Origin of the sequence: Janthinobacterium sp. 64 (assembly GCF_002813325.1) — a bacterium.
Classification (GTDB): Bacteria; Pseudomonadota; Gammaproteobacteria; order Burkholderiales; family Burkholderiaceae_D; genus Janthinobacterium.
In genome coordinates, this window is the sequence record NZ_PHUG01000001.1 from 1,516,482 (window position 1) to 1,537,348 (window position 20,867).

Consider the following 20,867-nt stretch of genomic DNA (forward strand, 5'->3'; position numbering starts at 1 on the left):
TCCATTCCTTAGGGCAATCTTTTGACAATCCGCCCGCTCGTTACGCCGCGGTGCCGCTAATACCGAACAATTCCAGCTTCAGCCCTTTTATGCCGGACGGCACATAAATCGCAATCGCCTGGGCCTTGATCATGCTGTCATAAATACTGCCCTTGCCATCGATGGAAAAATAATATGTGTTCGGCCGCACCGGCACTTCAGCAGGAACCTGGGCCATATGACGCAACTCGGCACCCGGAAGTGCCCGGCCCAGTAACAGGTCGATATTGTCCGGAGATGAAATCTTGAACTGCAGCGGCACCGTGGCGACCAGTTCCAGCGCCGGCATATCGGCGTTTACCGCAAGACAGAGTTCGGTCTGACGGTCAATCCGCTTGGCGTCGAGCAAGCCGTGATAGTGGGTGTTTTGTTGCGCGTCGTTGGACAGCGCAATCGGGAAGTAACGCGACAGGAGCACCGTATCGATCAAGTCGCGAATGATGCCATCGAGCTTGCCGAAACCGGGAGCCGCGTCATCATGAGAATAAGCCGGCAGGTCGCTCAGTGTGTATTTTTTCGAAAACGTCATCAAGCCACCGGCCAATGCCATCAATTTTTCAAACAAATACACGGGATGGTGGCGCCGGTAACTGGCGCAATGACTGAGCGTGGCGCTGGCCGTGCTCAAGGTATTGAGCATCCAGAACGAGGAAACATCGCCGCCATGAAATTCCACCGTATGGTTACCGGGCTGGCGGTGGCGGCTGTACAGCGCTTCAATTTTCGCGCCCATGCGGTCGATCAGCGACTCGAGCATTTTCTGCAGCGAAGACTCGGCGCTGATGGTCAGGCCGGGTGGAATGAAGGAAGTATCGACTTCGAAGCCGCCGTTGCCGGCGCGGTACAGACGAATCACCGGGATGGCAAGGTAATCATTCAGGGGCTCCAGTTGCGACAGCAGATACACGCGCTTCTTCAAATAAGCCACCTCGATGCTGACTGCCTCGCTGTACAGATCCGGGGTTTCGACATCCGCCTGGACATAGCGCGCGCCTGCGGAGCTCACATTGCCGCCATGTGCCTGCAGCGCCGGTAGCGCGGCATAAAAAGTAAAGCTATGTTCGCTGGACGGCAGCTTGGACAGGTCAACGGCACTGGGCAATACATCGCCAAGCGGCGCCTCAAACAGCTCGCCATCCTGAAAGACCAGCGACATGGCGTCCGCCCGCAGGCTATTGTTGGCCAGTGCATCCGCATTCCAGCTGACGCCATGCACGCCCCATAAATGGGGATTAATCAACGAGGCCAGTCGTTGCAGGCGCGCTTCATGGTAGCGGTCCAGCTGCTGGAATTGCTGGGGACCGATGGCCAGGCCTTCGGACCACAGTAATTTGGATGGCAATGTCATGGCGTTCTCCATGGTGAGCGTTGGAATCTTGCTGCCTTGCCAGTCTGATGTTGTTAGCTTGAAAGCCCTTGATGTTGCGCAGCACCCTGTTCAATTATTTGCGCAAACGCAATTTGCCTTTTAGAAAACGCTCGGATACTGGCCATTCCGCCGCAAAGACACAGGAAAAGAGATGGAGGATTTGCTGCCGTATTTCGAGCGCGAGCTGGTGATGCTGCGGCGACATTGCCGTGAGTTTGCCGAACGTTATCCGAGAGTCGCCGGAAAACTGCACATGTCCGGCGAGTCTTGCGAAGATCCGCACGTCGAACACCTGATCGAATCGGTGGCCATGCTGGCGGCACGCATCTCGAAGCGTCTCGATGACGACTATCCGCAATTTACCGAAGCCTTGTTCGAAGCCCTGTTCCCGCATTATCTGCGGCCCTTTCCATCGTGCAGCATCGTGCACCAGCCCGCCCCGGCGGCCGGAGCGGGCAGATTGCACCTGCCGGCCGGCAGTGAAATGGACGCAACGCCCGTGCGCGGCGTGCGCTGTCGCTTCAAGACGGTCTACGCCCTGACGACAGGCGCATCGGCACTCGACAGCGCGGCTTTTGACGCCATGATCAAGGCGCCGCCAGGCGTACGCCTGCCTGCATCAGCGACTTCCTCGCTGAACATCGGCATCCGGCATCTCGACGCGGCGCCCGCATCGCTGCGCGTTTTCATCGATGGCGAAGCGTCTTTTTCCGCCGCATTGCGCGATGCCTTGTTCATGCAGACAGTCTGCGCTTTCGTGTCGATCGACGCGCTGGAATGGATGGCCTTGCCCGCCGTGCCTGTGACGCCCGTCGGCTTCGCCGACACGGATGCCTTGCTACCTTTCGGTGCGCGTTCGCAGCCCGCCTACCGCGTGCTGAGCGAGTATTTTGCGTATCCGGAAAAATTCAATTTCTTTGACATCGATATGGCGGCGCTGAGTGCGGCCCTGCCGCCTGCTTGCCGGCGCTTTACCCTGCATCTGTGCATGGCGGGTTTGCGGCCCGATTCCGCGACGGCGCGCATGTTGTCCAGCATTTCCAGCGACAACTTGCGGCTGGGCTGCAGTCCGGCGGTCAATCTCTTCCGCCAGGAAGGCGTGCCGATCACCGTCACCCGGCAGAAAACCGACTACTCCGTGCTGGCCCATGCTACCCATGCGCATGGCTATGAAGTCGTCTCCGTCGATGCGGTGCGTTTGTTGCGCCAACGGGGAGGCGAAAGCACGCTGAGCGAATTTCGCCCGCTGTACAGCCTGCGCCATGGCGAAGGCACGGCGCAACAAGGCCATTACTGGGTCATGCGCCACGATACGGCATTGGCCATCAAAAGCCCGGGTCACGAAAAGAAAATCACGCTGGTCGATAGCGACTTCAATCCCTTGATCAACGAAAAAGCCAGCTTGTCGCTGTCGCTGACCTGCAGCAACCGCGATCTTCCGCTGTCGCTCAAGTACGGCCAGCCGCAAGGAGACTTGCAACCGTGCGGCGGCGGACCCGCGCTGCACATGCTGCGACGCCCCAGCCAGCCGCGCCGCTTTTCGCCGGGTGCGGGCCTGCACTGGCGCCTCATTTCGCACCTGGTGCTGAATCATCACGCGCTGGTCCAGGAGGGCCTGCCGGCGCTGCGCGAAATGCTGACGCTGTACGACCTGTCCCAATCGGCAAGCTCGCAACGCCAGATCGGCGGCATCGTCGCGCTGGCGCATTCGCCGACCACGGCATGGCTGCGGCACAAGCGCGGCACCTCGCTGGCGCATGGCGTGGAAGTGCGCATCACGCTGGACGAGGAAGCGTTCGTCGGCAGCGGCATGCACTTGTTTGTGCAGGTGATCGATCACTTCCTTGGGCTGTATGTGCAAATCAACAGTTTCATCGAACTGGTGGTGCTGTCAGGGCAAAGCGGAGAGGAGCTGATCCGATGCAAACCAAGAAGCGGACTGCAGAATCTGGTGTGATGCACGACTTGCTGGCCGAGCCCTACCGCTACCAGTTCATCCAGGCGGTGCGTATTCTGCTGTGCTGGCTACGTCGGCAGAACGTGTCCCATGCGCAAGCCTTCGGCCAGGTATTGCGCTTCAAGAACAGCTTGTCCTTGAGTTTTCCCGCCAGTGAAATCGAACAGCTCTCGCTGGCCGACAATGAACAGCTGACCCTGACGCCGACTTTCATGCGTTTTCTGGGCGTCGGCGGCACTTTGCCCTTGCACCACTCGGACCGCATCGCCGCCTACCGCTTGTCGAGCAAGGATGCCGGCGTCTCGGCCTTTCTCGATATCTTTTCGCACCGCATGCTCACGCTGTATTACCAGGCGTGGGAAAAGTATCGGCTGGAATCGACGCTGCAGACCCAGGCAACAGACGCACAATTGCCTTTGCTGCTGGCACTGGCCGGCGTGCGGCGCACTGCACTGCCGCCGAGGGCCGAACCGGATGCCGTGACGCAGGACGTCGCGGCCTGGTACGCGGGTCTGCTGCGCTGCCGCCCCGTCTCCGCGCAAGCGATTGGCCCCGTGCTGGCCGAATACTGCGGCGTCCCCGTCACCGTGCAACAATTTGTCGGCGGCTGGGACTATCTGGAAAAAAACCGGCGCAGCCTGCTAGGCGGCGTCAACTTTACCCTGGCGCGCGGCGCAACGCTGGGCCTGCGGCTGTGGCGCCACGACATGCGCCTCTGCCTGCATATCGGGCCGCTCGATCCCGCTGGCCTGCAACGTTTCCTGCCGCGCAGCGCAGGTGCGGCGGCCCTGGCAAAGATGCTGGCGCTGTTTGGCGTGCAGGACTTGCAATATGAAGTGCGGCTGATACTGAGTCCGCCATGCATTACGCCCCTGCTCCTGAGCGCCAACCCGTCAGAAAGACAGCGCCTTGGCTGGACGACGTTCTTGCAAACCGCACAAGGCAAGGCAGGCGGCGCCGAAGTGCCTTATCTGCTGCCACTGGCTTGAGCAATTCTTCCCTGGAAAGCGAGGCAAACATGAAACATGCGGGACGCGGCGTCATCCGGCTTGGAGACGCAACCGATCACGGCGGCAAGGTCACCAGCGCATCGTCCGGCACTACCGTGATGGGGAAGACGGCGGCGCTGGCCGATGACACCACCTTCTGCCCCAAGTGCAAGGGCAGCTTTCCCATCACGCCGGACGGCGCCGGCGCAAAACACAGCGGCAAGGCCTACGCCTATGACGGCGATGCCACCGCCTGCGGCGCCCACCTGATCACATCGCTATAACGGAGGCAGGCCATGCATGCAAGCACCCAGGCGGCACTCTCGGCCTTCGACCTCGCCGCACAAGAGCGGCGCCTGCTGAAGATCGAGTTCCCCCATGAAGATGGGCCAGCCGGCGCCATCCTGCTGGTCAATTCGCTCACCGCCAGGGAAGAGGTATCGCGCGACTTCCATTTCGAAGCCGAATTGCTGTCCGATGACGCGCATATTGCGCTCAAGGCCATGATGGGCCGCATGGTGAGCATTTCCATGCTGCGCGACGATGGCACGCTGCGCTACTTTAACGGCTATGTGGGCGAGTTTTGCCTGCTGCGCGCCGATGGCGGCTTTGCGTGGTACCGCATGGTGCTGCAACCGTGGCTGGCCTTCGCCCGGCTGCGCCAGGACAATGTGTCGTTTCATGGCCAAAGCGTGATGCAGCTGACCGAAACAACGTTTGCGCACTACGGGCAGCGCGACTGGAAAACCAGCATCCATGGCGACGACCCGCAAATCACCTGCGCCAATCAGCACAATGAAACCGACTACAACCACCTGCACCGGCGCTGGGAGGCGCTGGGCTGGCATTACTGGTACGAACACCGCGCCGATGGCCATACGCTGTGGCTCGCAGACAACAGCACCCTGGCGGACATGGTCGCCACGGCATCCGGCGACGGCGCCATGCGTTTCCACTCCGAGTCGGGTTCCATGGAAGACGATGGCCTGCAACAGTGGCAAGCCGTGCGCCGGATCGGCTCCGGGCAGCTGACCTTGGCCAGTTTCGACTATAAAAATCCGCAGCCACGCCTTGCCAGCGGCTACTCCCTGAATCGCCAGGGCGATGTATTTGCCCACGAACTGTACGAAAACACGGGCGCCTATGGCTACAAGAATGTCGATGAGGGGAAAGCTCTGGCGCAGCGCCGCATGGAAGAAAGCGACCATCTGCGCCAGTATTTCGAGGCGGCCGGCAATCACCGTGGCGCACAGCCTGGCCTTTGCTTCCGGCTCGATGGGCATTTCAGCGCCGAGGAAAAACGCTATCAGCCTGGCGAGGAGCGCCCTGACAGTATTGCCGAACGCGAGTACCTGATCCTGTCAGTCGAGCATAGCGCCAGCAATAATTATCAGGTCGGCCCGAACGCACCTTCCCACTATGTCAACAATATGCTGTGCGTACGCAGGGATATCCGCTGGCGCCCGGGCCGCAGCTACAACAGCACGCCATGCATCGTTGCCGGCGTGCAGACGGCGCTGGTGGTCGGGCCGGCCGGGGAGGAAATCCATACCGATGCCCTGGGACGCATCCGCCTGCAATTTCACTGGGACCGCCTGGGGACATTCGATGAGCGCAGCTCGCCATGGATACGAGTCATGATGCCGATGGCAGGCCCGCAAATGGGACAGATCGCCTTGCCCCGTGTAGGCCAGGAAGTCGTCGTGCAATTCCAGGACGGCAATATCGACCATCCCATCGTCATCGGCGTGGTCTACAACAGCGCCAATCCGCCGCCATGGCAATTGCCGCAGCAGCGTGCCCTGTCCGGCTTGCGCAGCCGCGAACTGGGCGCCCGCAGCGCCAACCATCTCGTGCTCGACGATACCAAGGGGGCGATCCAGGCACAGTTGCGCAGCGAGCACCAGGATAGCCGGCTTTCGTTGGGCAACATCACCCGCATCGACGACCATGCAGGCCGCAAGGAAGCGCGCGGTGTGGGCTTTGAATTGGCCAGCAATGCCTGGGGCGCCCTGCGCGCAGCCAAGGGCATGCTGATCACCACCGAAACGCCTGCAGGCGGTGGCTCCGTCAAGCAACTCGACGAAACACAGGCCCGCCTGGCGCAGGCACGCCAACTGCAGCAAGGCTTGGCCGGCATGGCCGTCGACGCGGGTGCGCAAGACAGCGCCGCACAACAGGGCGCCGTGGCCGCTTCCATCCAGCGGCAAAACACTGCCATCAAGGGCGCCGGCGGCGATTTCCCGGAACTGTCCGAAGCGCATCTGCTGCTGGCCAGTCCGGCAGGCATCGAGCTGAGCACTGCCCAGTCCATCCACCTGGCCGCCAGCGAGCATGTGGCGCTCAGCAGCAGCAAGCATATTTCACTCGCCAGCGGCGACAGCATGTTTGCCAGCATTGCCAAAACCTTCAGCCTGTTCGTGCACAAGGCCGGCATGAAACTGATCGCCGCCAGCGGCAAGGTGTCCATCGAGGCCCACAGCGACGAGGTAGAAATCCTCGCCCGGAAAGTGCTGTCGCTGATCAGCGAAGCGGACTGGGTCAACATCAAGGGCAAGAAAGGCATACGCCTGCACGGCGCCAACCACATGCTGGAAATCAGCGACAAGGTGCAGTTCTTCACCTCATCCCCCGTACTCTTCAACGGCAACCTGGAAACCCTGGCGCCGAAGAGCGTGTCGCAGGAATTTAATGAGAGGCCAGTAGCGCGTTTTGATCAGGCCGTCCGCTTGCTGGATGTGGACGGAAAACCTGCACCCGATATCGCCTTTGAACTCATACGTGACGACGGCAACATTATTAGCGAAAAAAGCGGTGCTGACGGGCTGACGCCATTACAAAAAGGAGATGGCATGGACAGCTATACGATACGTTACAAGGGAGAACTGCCATGAGTGATGATAACGACTTGAATGAACACGGCAATCACCAAGGCGAGTTTCGGCAGACTGTTGGTGGGTGGGCTGAATACACGGTTCATATGACGGAAATAGAAGATACGATTCGTCATGACGTCACGATTCCACCCAGAAAAATCATACCGATTATATTTTTACCCGGCGTTATGGGTAGCAATTTAAGAATGACAAAACAACGTCAAGACGATCTGAAGCGACCGGATAACAGATCATGGAGACCAGATGACATGGTCGACAAATCTGGTAATTTGGCGGTTGCAACCGGTAGTGGTTTAGGTGGTTGGTTTAAGGGAGCATCCCCCAGAGATCGACAATTGGTCTTTGATCCAAATGAAACTGAAGTTGAGTACTATCAATATTCTATCGAAAATGAGCGCTTCTTCCCTGGTGGAGACGTAACCAAAGGATCTGACGCCCGTCATAACAACGTCCCTGACGATTTTCTTGGTGTTCCTCCATTGATTTCTATTAGTCCTAAAAAAAATTCTCAGGTAGATGCAATTCAGAAACCTGGTGTAGCGGGAAAATTCATTCCCCGTGAAATACGTGAAACGCCAGCACATATTGCACGGTGGCGTGGATGGAGTGAAGTTCTTTTCGCCGGCGCGTATGGCGAAATGCTTCAAAAAACAGAATTTTTCATGAACAATATAACAAAAAAAGGGCAAGTTTTACCTCACTGGAAAATTGACCCGTCCGATCAATTCACTGGCAGATATTCATATGGCCAACAAGCCTATCCGTCTGTGGCCAAGCTTCTTATAAAAGATCCAAAAGAATTTGGTGGCTCCTCCGGAATACCAATTAACAATTCTGACATGGTCAAGATTTCTCCATGCTGGTATCCGGTCCATGCATTGGGATACAACTTTTTACAGAGCAATGCCATTACCGCTATTACTATTGCCAAACGCATACGCGGCATAGTAATAGGCTATCAGAAATGCGGCTTCAAATGCAGTGAGGTCATTCTCGTCACACATAGCATGGGAGGTCTGCTCGCCCGAGCCTTAATGCATCCGAGATATGGAAATATGCTTAATGATAAAAGTGTAAAAATACTTGGAATATATCATAATGTGATGCCTACCTTAGGGGCTGCCAGTGCATACAAACGCATGCGTTTCGGCTTTAAGGAAAAGAGTGGCCCAATTAATACTCTCGAAGCCAAAATTTTTGGCATTGATGGCCAACACGCCACCGCAATTCTCGCAAATGCACCTGCACCATTAGAAATGTTGCCAAGCATGGCATATGGTCAAGAATGGATCAAGGTTGTTGATGCAACAGATAAATTACTTTGGAGCTGGCCACGAGGTAAGGATAGTGCGCTAGAAAGTATCTACTTACAACCTGCGAATGCTTGGTGGAGGATGATAAATCCTTCCTGGGTGAACCCTGCAAATATTCCGCCAAAAAAAGGGGGCGGCATCAACAATGTCATGCGACGATTGAAAGATGCATCAGAATTATTAAAAGAAATAGAAAAAATATTTCATCCAAATACATATGCAAGCTATTGTGCCTCAAAAGAATTCTTAAGCTATGGAGAAATCACTTTCAAAGTTACCGAGGGTTTGGAAATTAAAAACTCATCCGACTCGGAAAAAATTATACCATCACCAAATAAGTGGCAGCTATTGACTGACGATGCAAAAGGCAACCTTACTGTACAAGCTGGAACACGTGTTTTGAAACTAAAATTACAACCACCAAATTCTACTGGCGATGAAACTGTCCCATCGGATCGCTCAGCAAAACACATACCTGGGGAAAAATTTTCCCATGGCGCCAAATCTGAAAATGGATATGAACATCAAAATAGCTACTCTCATCCACATGTCCTGGCATCTATGCTCTATTCAATTGTGCAAATTGCCAAAAAAGCAGAATGGGAATGAACATGTTAAATTATAAAAAAATTCTCATTATTGCGATAATTGCACTACCGTCAAGGATAATGGCAAATGAAACAATTTTAAGTAAAAAACATGAGGAAAATAAAATGCATACAAACACAATACCAATAAAAAAAATAGAAAATTTATTTCAAAAAACAAAAAAACTTTGCTTTGGAAGATATTTATTAAATCTACCAAACGAGGCAGAGTTAATAATCGGAAATTCTGAAGTTGAACTATTTAAAGGAGGACCTGAATCTCTAAAACATCAAGCAGAAATTGACTTAAAAAAAATACGATCTTTAAATATTTCCCCTGAAATTATTTATAATGGAAATGGACCAATAGAAAACAGTTGGCAACTTCGATATTACAATAGCAGATCAGCCAAAGAAGACAATTTCATAATTTATCGAACCTTAGTTAACAAAGGGAATTTCATATTTGCCATAGGCGACGCAGTAGATAATGGTGACACCGAAAGAGCAACAGCGGAAAGACAATTCCTTCAAGCAAAAAATCTGCGTTTGCGTGCTACTGAAGAAATTCCGGTCACGCCTGGCCTTTGCGTAGAGCATGGATTCATAAGTGAAAATCAGTATAAATATCAAGAAATAGACGACGTAGGTATTTTTTTACCCAGCTTGCCAGATGTTACTTTCTCCATCAGTTCAAATAAGGATGCATACGGTGACTACCCGCCGACAGAATTTGAATCAAGGTTGCGTGGAGAACTATCACTACTCAGTCGCATACAAGACGCAAAAAAAATGCAAGGCAATCACTATCCCAAGCGCACCTTGCTGCGCGAGGGCAAACGCAACGTCCAGCACTGGAAAGGCGAGGAATCGTTGATACGGCGTACCGATGGCGTCCATGATTTTGAATGGGCATTTGTAGGCAAACCGAAAGACATCGCGAATCCATCTGTGCTGGAGGCGCATATGTACACCAAAGTCGCCCACAACATGGTCGGCGCCGCCGAAGCCGCGTCGCTGACGGACGAAGAGGCCATCGCCTTGTGGGACAAGCTGCTGTCCGGCTTGAAGTTCCGGGTGAAAGTGCCGGGTGCGCCGCCGGGCTCGTACTACATCGATCCGGACAAGCCGGTGCAGTGACGGCTGGATAAGCTCAGGCTGGCGCCATGCCAGCCATTGCGCTAGCATGCTCCTTTTGCCTGGAAAGCCTCCATGCCCATCACCCTGCGCCCCGCCCTGCTCCTTGACATCGACGCCCTGTGGGCCCTGCGCACGGTGGCCGTGCGCGTCGGTTGCGCAACGCATTATGCGCCGGAGCAAATTACTGTGTGGACGGCCTCGCCTGTACCGCCAGCGTATGCCGCCATGCTGGCTGCCGGTGGCGGCATCGTGGCGATGCAGGACGAGGCCATTGCCGGCTACGCCATGCTGGATATAGATAAACACGAAGTCGATGCCGTGTTCGTCGATCCGGCCCGTGCGGGCCTGGGCATCGGCAAGCGGCTGCTGGCGGCGCTGGAGCAGCTGGCACGCGGGCGCAGCATTGCTCGCCTGCACCTGTCCGCGTCGCTCAATGCCGTGCCGTTTTACGCGGCGGCCGGCTTTACGGCCTTGCGCGAGGAAACGTATGCGCATCCCAGCGGCATCAGCCTGGCCAGCGTAGCGATGGAAAAGGTGCTGGCGGCCGCCTGAGCCGTCAATCGTCTGTCGCAGCAGCTTCGGACTCGGCCAGGCATTGCTGCAGTTTCGCGATCAGGGCGCGCACTTCATCGTCGCCCAGGTCCAGCGGGTCGCCCTGCGCGCCGACGGCGATCAGGCAGATGGCCGAGCCGTCGTACCAGGCATCGAGGCGTTCTTCCTGATTATTCATATTATTCATATAGTCTGGTTTCCTCTCGCAGGTCGGCAAGCAGGTCGGCAGGCGCCGCGACGCTGGCGCTGCTGCGCCGGCAACTGGGTCACCTGTTTGATTTTTTCAGGATGCACGGTTTTCCCCTACCCCGTCCCAGACCCGTAACTCCGGCCCGCACCAGCCCGTCACCATGTGATGGTTTGCGTGGTTTGCAGCATCTCAATCCGCTTCCCACGCGATGCCGGCCGGCCGCGCGCCGCCTGTTTTGAAAAACGCGATGCAAGCCTGCTGGCATTGTTCCACATCCACGCACCACGCTTCCGGATACACATCCACCTGGCCATTGGACAGCAGGTAGCTGCATTCCCCCGTTTCCTCCTCGTCGCCCAAAGAGTGAAAGCTCAGCTCGTCCTGACCCGACAGATACATGAGCCAGGCGTTGCCGCCATTGCGCAGCATGCACAGGGCCGGGCCCTGCTCCGCCTCCGTCGCCAGGGTCAGCCACAGCTCGCACTGGGCCAGCGCACGCGCGTCCAGCAGCGTCTGCTCCAGCGCGGGCACGCTATCGACCACACGCGGCTCGCCATGCAGATTCAGTTCCATCGTCATGCTTTTTCTCCGCTCAAATCATCCATGGCCAGCGCCGTGCTCAGGTAGAGCTTGCCGCTGAGGTCTTGCAGCAGGCTGCTCTGGCGCAGGCGGTCCATCACGGGGCCCTTCACTTCGGCCAGGTTCAGGCTGATGCCGCGCTTGCTCAGCGTGCTGTTGAGCTCGATCAAGCCCAGCAAGGCCGTGCTGTCGATCTGGTTGACGGCCGACAACACCAGCACCAGGTGGCGCGCCGTCGGATGGCCGCGCAATTCGTCTTCCACGCGCTCGGTGACGGCTTCGACGTTGCCGAAGAACAGGCCCGCATCGATGCGCAGCAGCAAGACGTCCGGCAAGGTTTGTGCTTCATAGCGCTCCACGTTGCGGAAGTGCTCGCTATTCGGGATACGGCCCAGCACGGCGATATGCGGGCGGCTGGCGCGCCAGATCAGGGTGCCCATCGACAGCAGCACGCCGATCACCACGCCCGCTTCCACGCCCAGCACCAGCACGCCGGCCGTGGTCGCCAGCAGGGCCAGCGCATCGCTGCGGTCGTAGCGCCACGACAGTTTCAGGGTATCCCAGTCCAGCAGGCTGGACACTGCAAAGATGATGGTGGCCGCCAGGACCGGCAGCGGCAGCAGGGCCAGCCAGCCCGTGGGCGCCACCAGCGCCAGCGCCAGCAAGCCCGCCGTGATGATGCTGGCCAAGGGGGTATTGGCGCCCGCCTGGAAATTGACGGCCGAGCGCGAGATGGAACCGGTGACGGGAAAGCCGCCCGACAGCGCGCTGGCCACGTTGGCGGCACCCAGGCCCAGCAATTCGCGGTTCGTGTGCAGCTTTTCACCGCGTTTTTGCGCCAGGGTCTGGGCGGCGGACATGCTCATCAAAAAGATGATGAAGGCGATCAAGAGCGCCGGCGACAGCAAGGTGCGCCAATGGGCGCCGGAGGTAGCCAGGTTCAGGCCCGGCAAACCGCTGGGCACATGGCCCGTCGTCTGCACGCCCATCGCTTCCAGGCCACCATAGGCGACGAGCGCGATGCCGGCCAGCACCAGCGCCATCGGCGCCAGGCGCGCGCCCACATCGGCCGCCACCTTGTTCAGGCCGCAGCGCTGCAACAAGCGCGACAGATAGCGCTTGGCCAGCCACAGGAACAGCAGGCCGGACAGTCCCAACACGAGGCTGGGCGTGTGCCAGTGGGGCCAGGTGGCGCCCAGCAGCGGCGTGATCTGCCCCCAGATGATCAGGATCGCGGCGCCATTGCTGAAGCCGCTGATCACGGGACGCGACAAAAAACTGGCCATGAAGCCCAGCCGCAGCACGCCGCACAGCAGCAGGACCAGGCCGCTGATGAAAGCCAGCTGGGCGGCCAGGACGATATACAGGGAGGAGCCAGGATCGGCCAGCGGCGCCAGGGCGGCGGCCGTCATCAGGGAAACGATGGCCATCGGGCCCACCGATTGAGTCATGCTGCTGCCGAACAAGGCGTACAACACGGGCGGCAAGATGCTGGCATAGATGCCCACCACGGGCGGCAAGCCGGCCACCAGCGCGTAAGCCATGCCTTGCGGCACCATCATCATGGCGACGACGATACCGGCAGTGATGTCTCCGGCCAACAGAGGACGCCGGTATTGCCTGAGCCAGAGCAGCATGGATGATCCCGAAATCTGAAACCCGAAGCCTATCATGCGACGCGGCCGGCTGACAGAGGGATTGCTCAGTCTGGCAACAATTGCGCCTTCACGGCGTCGAGGATTTCCGCCGACAGGGCTTCGTCATCGACGGAACGGGCCAGCACGATGGCACCCACCATGGCGGCAAACGTGGCGATCGCCTGCTGGCGCTGCTCTTCCGGTGCGCCGTCGGGCAGCAATCCCTGCAGCAAGGCGAACTGCTGCTGCGTGGCCTGCGTAAACGCGGGACGCGCGCCAGGCGACATGCGCGCCACGTCGACGCCCATGGCCGCCGCCGGGCAGCCGCCGCCGGGCTGGTCGCGGTGCCGGGTGGTCAGATAGTTCTCGATAATGGCCGGCAGCGCCCGCTGCGGATCGCTGGCAACTTTCGCCCGCCAGCCGTCCAGCGACTTGTTCAAGGCATGCTGGCACGCCTCGATCATCAAGTCTTCCTTGGACGCGAAATGGCCATAGAAGCCGCCATGCGTGAGGCCCGCGTTTTTCATCAGGTCGGCCACGCCGATGCCGTCATAACCTTTTTCGCGGAACAATCTGGCCGCCACGTCAACGATGCGCTCGCGGTTCAGCGCCGCCTGCTCCCTGCTTACCTTCATGCTGCCCTCCCACTATGATGTCAATCATCATATAATTTTACACCTGTTTGCGCCACTCTGTTAGCAAGCGCACCGTTTGATGCCGGTGCCGCGCCGATACTGAACCTTCGTTTCCACGGAGGCCAGCATGAACGAGAACAAGGACCAGTCCGCCGGCAACTTGCAGCGCAGCATCCAGCAAGAGCAGGATCAACGTGATACCGCCAAACCCGCCGAGCAGAAAAGCCAGCAGCCCGTGCAGACGGGCCACCGCAGCCAGCCGGCTCCTCCCCTGCCCGCCCAGCATCTGGACAAGCCGGGCATCGAAGGGCAAATGCAGTTGCAACCGCGCTTCCTGGCGCCAGACTATTGCGGCAGCGGCAAGCTGGCCGGCATGGTGGCCATCATCACGGGCGGCGATTCCGGCATCGGCCGCGCCGTGGCCGTGCTGTACGCGCGCGAAGGGGCCGATGTCGCCATCATTTATCTGAATGAACACGCGGACGCCAACGAAACCAAGCGCTATGTGGAAGCGGAAGGCCAGAGCTGCCTCTTGATTGCCGGCGATGTGCGCGAGCAAGGCTTTTGCCAGCAAGCCGTCAGCCAGGTATTGGAGAAATTCACGCACATCGACGTGCTGGTCAACAATGCCGCCTTCCAGGAACATGCGGAGTCCTTGCTGGACCTGAGCGAGGAGCGCTTCGACCTCACCATGAAAACCAATGTCTACGGTTACTTTCACATGGCCAAGGCCGTGCTGCCCCACTTGCAGCGCGGCGCGGCCATCATCAACACGGGTTCCGTGACGGGCTTGCAAGGCTCGAAGCATTTGGTCGACTATTCCACCACCAAGGGCGCCATCCATGCGTTCACCATGGCGCTGGCCGGCAACTTGCTCGACAAGGGCATCCGCGTCAACGCCATCGCACCGGGGCCCGTCTGGACGCCCCTCAACCCGGCCGACAAGTCGCCCGAGGAAATCGCGAAATTCGGCGCCGACACGGACATGCGCCGCCCGGCCCAGCCGGAAGAACTGTCGCCCGCCTACGTCTTCCTGGCCTCGCCCGCCTGTTCCAGCTACATCAGCGGCATCGTCCTGCCCGTCACCGGCAGCGTGGGGAACTAGGCCATGGCGCGCGCATTGTGGAAAGGCGCCATCAGCTTCGGCCTCGTGCACATCCCCGTCGAGCTGATTTCAGCCAGTCTCGACCATGAACTGGATCTATCCATGCTGGACCGGCGCGACTTCGCTCCCATCGGCTACAAGCGCTACAACAAGCGCACGGGCAAGGAAGTCGCATGGGACGACATCATCAAGGGCTATGAATACAAGACGGATGAGTACGTGGTGCTGTCCGAAGAGGACTTGAAACAGGCGAACGTGAAGGCCACGCAAACCATCGCCATCGACACCTTTGTCGATGCGCTCGAGGTGCCGCTGACCTTTTACGCACATCCGTATTATTTGCTGCCCGCCAAGGGCGGCGAGAAAGTCTATGCACTGCTGCGTGAAACCTTGCGCAAGGCAAATAAGGTGGGTATCGCCAGCGTAGTCATGCGCACCAAGCAGCATTTGTGCGCGCTCGTCTGCGTGGGCGACGCCATCGTGCTCAACACCCTGCGCTACGCCGATGAAATCCGCCCCACGGATGACCTGGACTTGCCCGGCAGTACCCTGAAGGCGGCGGGCATTTCCGACAAGGAACTCAAGATGGCCCTGTCGCTGGTGGAAGGCATGAGCGAGGCGTGGCAGCCGGAGCAATACCACGACAGCTATCGTGAAGACGTGCTGGCGCTGGTGAAGAAAAAAATCAAGGCGAAACAGACCAAGACCATCACCGCGCCCGCGCCCGAGCCAGAAGCAGAGCACGGCAGCAATGTGGTCGACCTGGTCGCCCTGCTGCAGCAAAGTCTGGGCAAGAAGGTGCCCGCCAGGCGTAAGACGGCCTGATGCTTGCAGCCCACCCGGGATGCTCTTCAATCATATAAATGCATTGACTTTAATCAAGCTTCTCGCTAGCGTATGTACACAGCCTGCCGTCCGGCAAGCCCTGTCATGCGTGCGGGAAAACAATGGATGCCGAGTTAGATCAGCTTATCCTCAGCGGCGCCCCTGGCGGCGTTGTCATCATGAATGAAGAGCATGTCGTCGTGCGCTGGACGATCGGCGCGCAGCGCATCTTCGGCTATGCCAGCGATGAGGCGCTGGGCCGCACGCTGTGGGAACTGATCTCGCTGCCGGGACAGGCCGAAGCGGCCCCGCTGATCGACGAGAAACTCACGTTGCATGGCAGTTATGACCGCGAATCGCTGCGGCGGCGCAAGGATGGCGAACTCATCTACGTCGATGTGGCCTGCCAGGCCGCACGCGCCACACCGGATGCCCCCTGCTACCTGATTTCCACCATGAAGGACACGACCGTGCTGAAGGCGGCGCGCGACGCCCAGTTTGTCGACGTGCGCTACCGGGTGCTGTTCGAATCGACGCCGGACAGCGTCATCATGGTCAATGCCACGGGCGCCATCGTGCTGGCCAACCAGCAGGCGCAGCGCCTGTTCGGCTATGCGGAAGGCGAATTGAGCGGCAGGCAAATCGATACCCTGTTGCCGCAACGCCTGCGCCACGCGCACGTGGGACACCGCGCGCGCTATTTCGACCAGCCCCGTACGCGCACCATGGGCGCCGACCTGGAATTGCTGGGTTTGCGCAAGGACAACGTCGAATTCCCCGTCGAAATCAGCCTCTCGCCGATCCAGACGGAGATCGGCACCTTCGTCATCAGCGCCATCCGCGACGTCAGCGACCGGCGCCGGGCCGAGCAGAAGTTCCGCGGCTTGCTCGAATCGGCGCCGGACGCCATCGTCATCGTCAACGGCGATGGCGAGATCGTGCTCGTCAACTCGCAAACGGAACGCCTGTTCGGCTATTCGCGCGCGGAGCTGCTGGGACGCAATGTGGAAGTGCTGATCCCGGCCCGCTACGCACATGATCATCCGCAACACCGGCAATCGTTTTCCGCGGCGCCGCGCGCCCGTTCCATGGGCGCCGGCCTGGAACTGTATGGCTTGCGCCGCGACGGCACCGAGTTTCCCGTCGAAATCAGCCTGTCGCCGCTGGAAACGGACGAAGGCGTGCTGGTGTCGTCCGCCATCCGCGACATCACGGAACGCAAGCGCATCGAACACACGCTCAATGAACAGAAAATCGAACTGGAGCGGGCCAGCCAGGCAAAGGACCGCTTTCTCACCAGCATGTCGCACGAATTGCGCACGCCGCTCAATGCCATCCTCGGCTTTGCCCAGCTGCTGGCCAACGAATCGCTGCCCGCGACCGTGCTGCAAAAGCGCACCTTCGTGCAAAACATCGTCACCTCGGGCCGCCACCTGCTCACCTTGATCAATGAAATCCTCGACCTGGCGAAGATCGAGTCAGGCAGCCTGAGCCTGTCTATCGAGGCGGTGGCGCTGCCCGCGCTGATCGAGGAAGTGCGCGTGATGGTGGAAGAGCAGGCGCAGCAGCGCCAGCTCGAGATGGTCTTTTCGGTCTGCGAGCCGCTGACGGTCAAGGCCGACCATACGCGCCTCAAGCAAGTACTGCTGAACCTGCTTTCGAACGCCATCAAGTACAACCGCCCGGCCGGCAAGGTGGAACTGGAAATTTCGCAGCCCGCGCCGCAGCGCGTGCGCATCGCCATCCGCGACACGGGCAAGGGCCTGGACGATGCGCAGATGGCGGAACTGTTTCAGCCATTTAACCGGCTGGGCCAGGAGGCGGGCAGCGAGGAAGGCACGGGCATCGGCCTCGTCGTCACCAAGCGCCTGATCGAGCTGATGGGCGGCGCCATGGGCGTGCACAGCTGCGTCGGCGTGGGCAGCGTCTTCTGGATCGAACTCGACACCATGGCCGCGCCGCCCGCCAGGATGCCGCTGGACACGGAGGGGCTGGCCGAACCGGCTGGCGACGCTGCGGACGATGCCGGCGGCCAGGCCCTGCTGCTGTACGTGGAAGACAATCCGGCCAGCCTGCGCCTGGTGGAAGACATCATCAGCTTCCTGCCCCATCTGCGCATGATCTCGGCCACCGACGCGCGCCATGGCATTGCGCTGGCACTGGAGCGCCGCCCCGATGTGATCTTGATGGATATCAACCTGCCCGGCATGAATGGCAACCAGGCGCAGCGCATCCTGCGCAACGATCCGCGCACGGCGCACATCCCCGTCATCGCGCTGACGGCCAATGCCATGAAGGGCGACATCCACCACGGCCTGGCCGCAGGCTTTTTCCGCTACCTGACCAAACCCGTCGAGATTCCCCTGCTCAACCTTGCCATCGACGAAGCCCTGCAACTGGGGCGCGCCAGCCTGCCGCTCAGTGCGCCGCAGTGAAGCCCAGTTTTTGCATGGCCCCATCGATGCCCCTGGCGCTGCGCGCATAGCCAGCCCAGGGCGCATTGCCCACGTCGAGACGGCTGTGGACGTTGCTCACCGTCCATTGATCGCCCGCCTTCAGCTTGTCGAGCTCTTCCCAGGCCAGCGGTACGGAAATGCCCAGCCCGGAGCGCGTGCGGGCCGACCACGCGCACACGGTGGTGGCGCCTCGTCCATTACGCAAATAATCGATGAAGATCTTGCCGACGCGGTTGGCGGGACCGCTCTTGACGACAAAACGCGCCGGTATATGCTGCGCCATGTGCGCCACGATGGCTTGCGAAAACGCCTTGACCGTGTCCCAGTCGTATTTCGGGCGGATCGGCACCACCACGTGCAAGCCCTTGCCGCCGCTGGTTTTCAGCCAGGCGGGCAGCCCCAGCTCCGTCAGGAAGGCGCGCAGCAGCACGGCCGCTTCGCGAATGGCGGGCCAGGCCACGCCCTTGCCCGGGTCCAGGTCGAACACCAGACGGTTCGGCGTGTCGTAGGCGCTGGCCAGCGCGTTTTGCGTGTGAAATTCGACCACATTCCACTGCGCGGCCGACAACAAGCCCTGTACGCTGGCCACTTCCAGCATGGCGGCATGCTCGGGATCGAGGCCGGGATCGAGCTGCTTGACGCCGGGCATGGTCGACGCATCGGCATGCTTCTGGAAAAACAGCTCGCCGCCCACGCCGGCCGGCGCGCGCACCAGCGACACGGGCCGGCCCCGCAAATGCACGAGCATCAGCTTGCCCACCAGCGCGTAATAGCGCACCAGATCGATCTTGCGCGCGCCGCTGTCCTTGTCGATCACCCGGTCCGCATGGCTGACCTTGAAACTGGCCGGCAGGACGCTGTCCGGCGTGGCTTGGTTCTGCATCGTCTTCTCCCTGTCGATCCGCTGTGCCCGCTCGCGCACGATGGCGGCCGGTTTTTTATCTTCGCGCAAGCCGTGAAACACGGCATGGCGCACGGCGCCGCCACTGGTCCATTGCGCAAAACTCACTTCGGCCACCAACTGCGGCTTGACCCAGATGGGCTGGCGCACGCCGCCCGCCTTGCCCGCGAACGGACTCGCATCAGTGGCCAAGGCGTCGAGACGGCGCCGCAAGTCGCGCAAGGCCGCATCGTCAAAGCCGCTGCCCACATTGCCCGCGTAGCGCAGCTTGCCCTGTGCATCGTGCACGCCCAGCAGCAGCGAACCGATGCCTTCGCGCGCGCCCTGCGGCGCCGTGTAGCCGCCGATGACGAATTCCTGGCGCAGCCCGCATTTGAGCTTGATCCAGTCGCCCGAGCGGCGCGTGACGTAGGGCGAGCCACGCCGCTTGCCGATCACCCCTTCCAGCCCCAAGCGGCAAGCATGGGCGAGCAACTGCTGCGGCGCAGCATCGAGCGCCTCGCTGAAGCGCACCAGCGGCGACGCGGGCAATTGTTCCAGCAGCCCCTGCAGCAGCGCCTTGCGCGCCTCGACGGGCTGCTCCCGTATGTCGTGGCCATCGAAATACGGCACGTCGAACAGGTAATACACGATGGCGCTGCTCGTTTGCGCGTCGAAGGCGCGCTGCAAGGCGCCGAAATCCGGATGGCCGCTGGCGTCGTTGACGACGATTTCACCGTCATACCAGCCTGGCGGCAAGCCCAGCTGTTCCAGCGCCTGCCGCAGCTTCGGCAGTTTCGCCGTCCAGTCATTGCCATTGCGCGTCATCAGGCTGAGCTGTTCGCCATCGCAACGCGCAAGGATGCGGTAGCCGTCGAATTTCGCCTCGAAGATCCAGTCTTGCGCATCTGGCGGCGGCGCATCGACCAAGGTGGCCAGCTGCGGCGACAAGGTAGCGGGTAAATCGGCATCCGGCGGCGCGGCGGTCACCTTGCGCTTGGGCATGGCCTTGTTTCTGACGCTGTCGGGCAATTCGTCCACGACGGAAAATTCCAGTGCCGGCCGGGCATAGCCGTCTTTTTCCTTGATCAGCAGCCAGGCTGGCTGCTTTTCGCTGTGCTTGTCTCCTTTACCCTTCATGCGCACCAGCACCCAGTTGCCCTGCATCTTGTGGCCATGCAGGGTGAATTTCAGTTCGCCGGCTGCCAGCGCCTTGCGCGCATCGGGTGTGGCTGGCTGCGGCTGCCACGTTCCTTTATCCCAGACGATGACCTTGCCCGCGCCATACTGTTTTTCCGGGATCGTGCCTTCAAAACTGGCGTAAGCGAGGGGATGGTCTTCCACCTGCACCGCCATGCGCTTGTCGCGCGGGTCGTAGCTGGGCCCTTTCGGCACGGCCCAGCTTTTCAGCGTGCCATCGAGTTCCAGGCGAAAATCATAGTGCAGACGGCTGGCCCAGTGCTTCTGGATGACGAAGGTGAGCGCCTCGCCCGCGTCCTCGCCGCCGCCTGCCGGCTCGGGCGTGACGGCGAAATTGCGCTTGGCTTGATAGGTTTTCAAGGCGGCTTTCATGGCGGGCCCATGCGGTGAGGATGGCCTTGAGTCTAGGCCGCCAGTGGCGGGCGCGCGGTACGCCAGCTAACAGAGTGCCTGCCCCGGCAAATGTAAGTGTTTGTAATTAGCTCGAATCGCTGTCAACGCTATTGCCGCACGGCGC

The 20,867-nt window shown here is 59.8% G+C and carries 16 protein-coding genes; 10 read left to right on the forward strand and 6 right to left on the reverse strand.

Annotation, left to right across the window (positions count from 1 at the left end):
* Positions 1 to 40 precede the first annotated feature (40 nt).
* Entirely contained in the window at positions 41 to 1,399 is a 1,359-nt protein-coding gene (gene tssK, locus CLU91_RS06600; protein ID WP_232730649.1) for a type VI secretion system baseplate subunit TssK, read from the reverse strand.
* A gap of 160 nt (positions 1,400 to 1,559) precedes the next feature.
* Here tssK and tssF point away from each other — a divergent pair, with 160 nt between their 5' ends.
* From tssF to CLU91_RS06640, 7 genes are all read left to right on the forward strand, one after another.
* Positions 1,560 to 3,365: a type VI secretion system baseplate subunit TssF gene (tssF, locus tag CLU91_RS06605; protein ID WP_100873516.1), complete on the forward strand. Its 1,806-nt coding sequence runs from the start codon at positions 1,560 to 1,562 to the stop codon at positions 3,363 to 3,365.
* A complete protein-coding gene (gene tssG / locus CLU91_RS06610; protein ID WP_157814630.1) occupies positions 3,365 to 4,354 on the forward strand; it encodes a type VI secretion system baseplate subunit TssG in 990 nt (329 codons plus the stop codon). The genes tssF and tssG overlap by 1 nt, the downstream gene beginning before the upstream one ends.
* Entirely contained in the window at positions 4,351 to 4,638 is a 288-nt protein-coding gene (locus CLU91_RS06615) for a PAAR domain-containing protein (protein WP_442906417.1), read from the forward strand. The genes tssG and CLU91_RS06615 overlap by 4 nt, the downstream gene beginning before the upstream one ends.
* 12 nt (positions 4,639 to 4,650) lie before the next feature.
* Entirely contained in the window at positions 4,651 to 7,248 is a 2,598-nt protein-coding gene (locus CLU91_RS06620; protein WP_100873519.1) for a type VI secretion system Vgr family protein, read from the forward strand.
* Complete coding sequence (locus tag CLU91_RS06625; RefSeq protein ID WP_100873520.1) at positions 7,245 to 9,173, forward strand: esterase/lipase family protein; 1,929 nt, start codon at positions 7,245 to 7,247, stop codon at positions 9,171 to 9,173. The genes CLU91_RS06620 and CLU91_RS06625 overlap by 4 nt, the downstream gene beginning before the upstream one ends.
* Positions 9,174 to 9,175: 2 nt before the next feature.
* Positions 9,176 to 10,291 (forward strand): T6SS immunity protein Tli4 family protein, encoded by a 1,116-nt coding sequence (locus tag CLU91_RS28430; RefSeq protein ID WP_232730650.1) that lies wholly within the window; start codon positions 9,176 to 9,178, stop codon positions 10,289 to 10,291.
* A 72-nt stretch (positions 10,292 to 10,363) separates the two neighbouring features.
* Positions 10,364 to 10,843, forward strand: a complete 480-nt coding sequence (locus CLU91_RS06640) for a GNAT family N-acetyltransferase (protein WP_100873523.1) — start codon at positions 10,364 to 10,366, stop codon at positions 10,841 to 10,843.
* A gap of 4 nt (positions 10,844 to 10,847) precedes the next feature.
* On the opposite strand, the gene CLU91_RS06645 is transcribed toward CLU91_RS06640, so the two are convergent.
* The 4 genes from CLU91_RS06645 to CLU91_RS06660 form a co-directional block, all read right to left on the reverse strand.
* Positions 10,848 to 11,030 (reverse strand): hypothetical protein, encoded by a 183-nt coding sequence (locus CLU91_RS06645; protein ID WP_100873524.1) that lies wholly within the window; start codon positions 11,028 to 11,030, stop codon positions 10,848 to 10,850.
* 192 nt (positions 11,031 to 11,222) lie between these two features.
* Complete coding sequence (locus CLU91_RS06650; RefSeq protein ID WP_100873525.1) at positions 11,223 to 11,612, reverse strand: Imm1 family immunity protein; 390 nt, start codon at positions 11,610 to 11,612, stop codon at positions 11,223 to 11,225.
* Positions 11,609 to 13,249 carry a SulP family inorganic anion transporter gene (locus CLU91_RS06655; protein WP_100873526.1) on the reverse strand — a complete coding sequence of 547 codons (1,641 nt, stop codon included), beginning with the start codon at positions 13,247 to 13,249 and terminating at the stop codon, positions 11,609 to 11,611. Before CLU91_RS06655 ends, CLU91_RS06650 begins: the two co-directional genes overlap by 4 nt.
* 65 nt (positions 13,250 to 13,314) lie before the next feature.
* On the reverse strand, positions 13,315 to 13,884 hold the full coding sequence (locus CLU91_RS06660) for a TetR/AcrR family transcriptional regulator (protein WP_100873527.1): 570 nt from the start codon (positions 13,882 to 13,884) through the stop codon (positions 13,315 to 13,317).
* A gap of 127 nt (positions 13,885 to 14,011) precedes the next feature.
* Between CLU91_RS06660 and CLU91_RS06665 the strand changes: the two genes are divergently transcribed.
* The 3 genes from CLU91_RS06665 to CLU91_RS06675 all read left to right on the forward strand — a co-directional run bounded on the left by CLU91_RS06665 (position 14,012) and on the right by CLU91_RS06675 (position 18,249).
* The gene (locus CLU91_RS06665; RefSeq protein ID WP_100873528.1) at positions 14,012 to 14,989 is read left to right on the forward strand and encodes an SDR family oxidoreductase; all 978 of its coding nucleotides are present in this window, start codon (positions 14,012 to 14,014) and stop codon (positions 14,987 to 14,989) included.
* A gap of 3 nt (positions 14,990 to 14,992) precedes the next feature.
* Entirely contained in the window at positions 14,993 to 15,814 is an 822-nt protein-coding gene (ku, locus tag CLU91_RS06670) for a non-homologous end joining protein Ku (RefSeq protein ID WP_100873529.1), read from the forward strand.
* Positions 15,815 to 15,936: 122 nt separating this feature from the next.
* Entirely contained in the window at positions 15,937 to 18,249 is a 2,313-nt protein-coding gene (locus CLU91_RS06675) for a PAS domain S-box protein (protein WP_157814631.1), read from the forward strand.
* Here the strand turns inward: CLU91_RS06675 and ligD are convergent.
* Complete coding sequence (ligD, locus tag CLU91_RS06680) at positions 18,233 to 20,722, reverse strand: DNA ligase D (RefSeq protein ID WP_100873530.1); 2,490 nt, start codon at positions 20,720 to 20,722, stop codon at positions 18,233 to 18,235. The two genes, CLU91_RS06675 and ligD, sit on opposite strands and share 17 nt — an antisense overlap.
* Between the last annotated feature and the right edge of the window lie 145 nt (positions 20,723 to 20,867).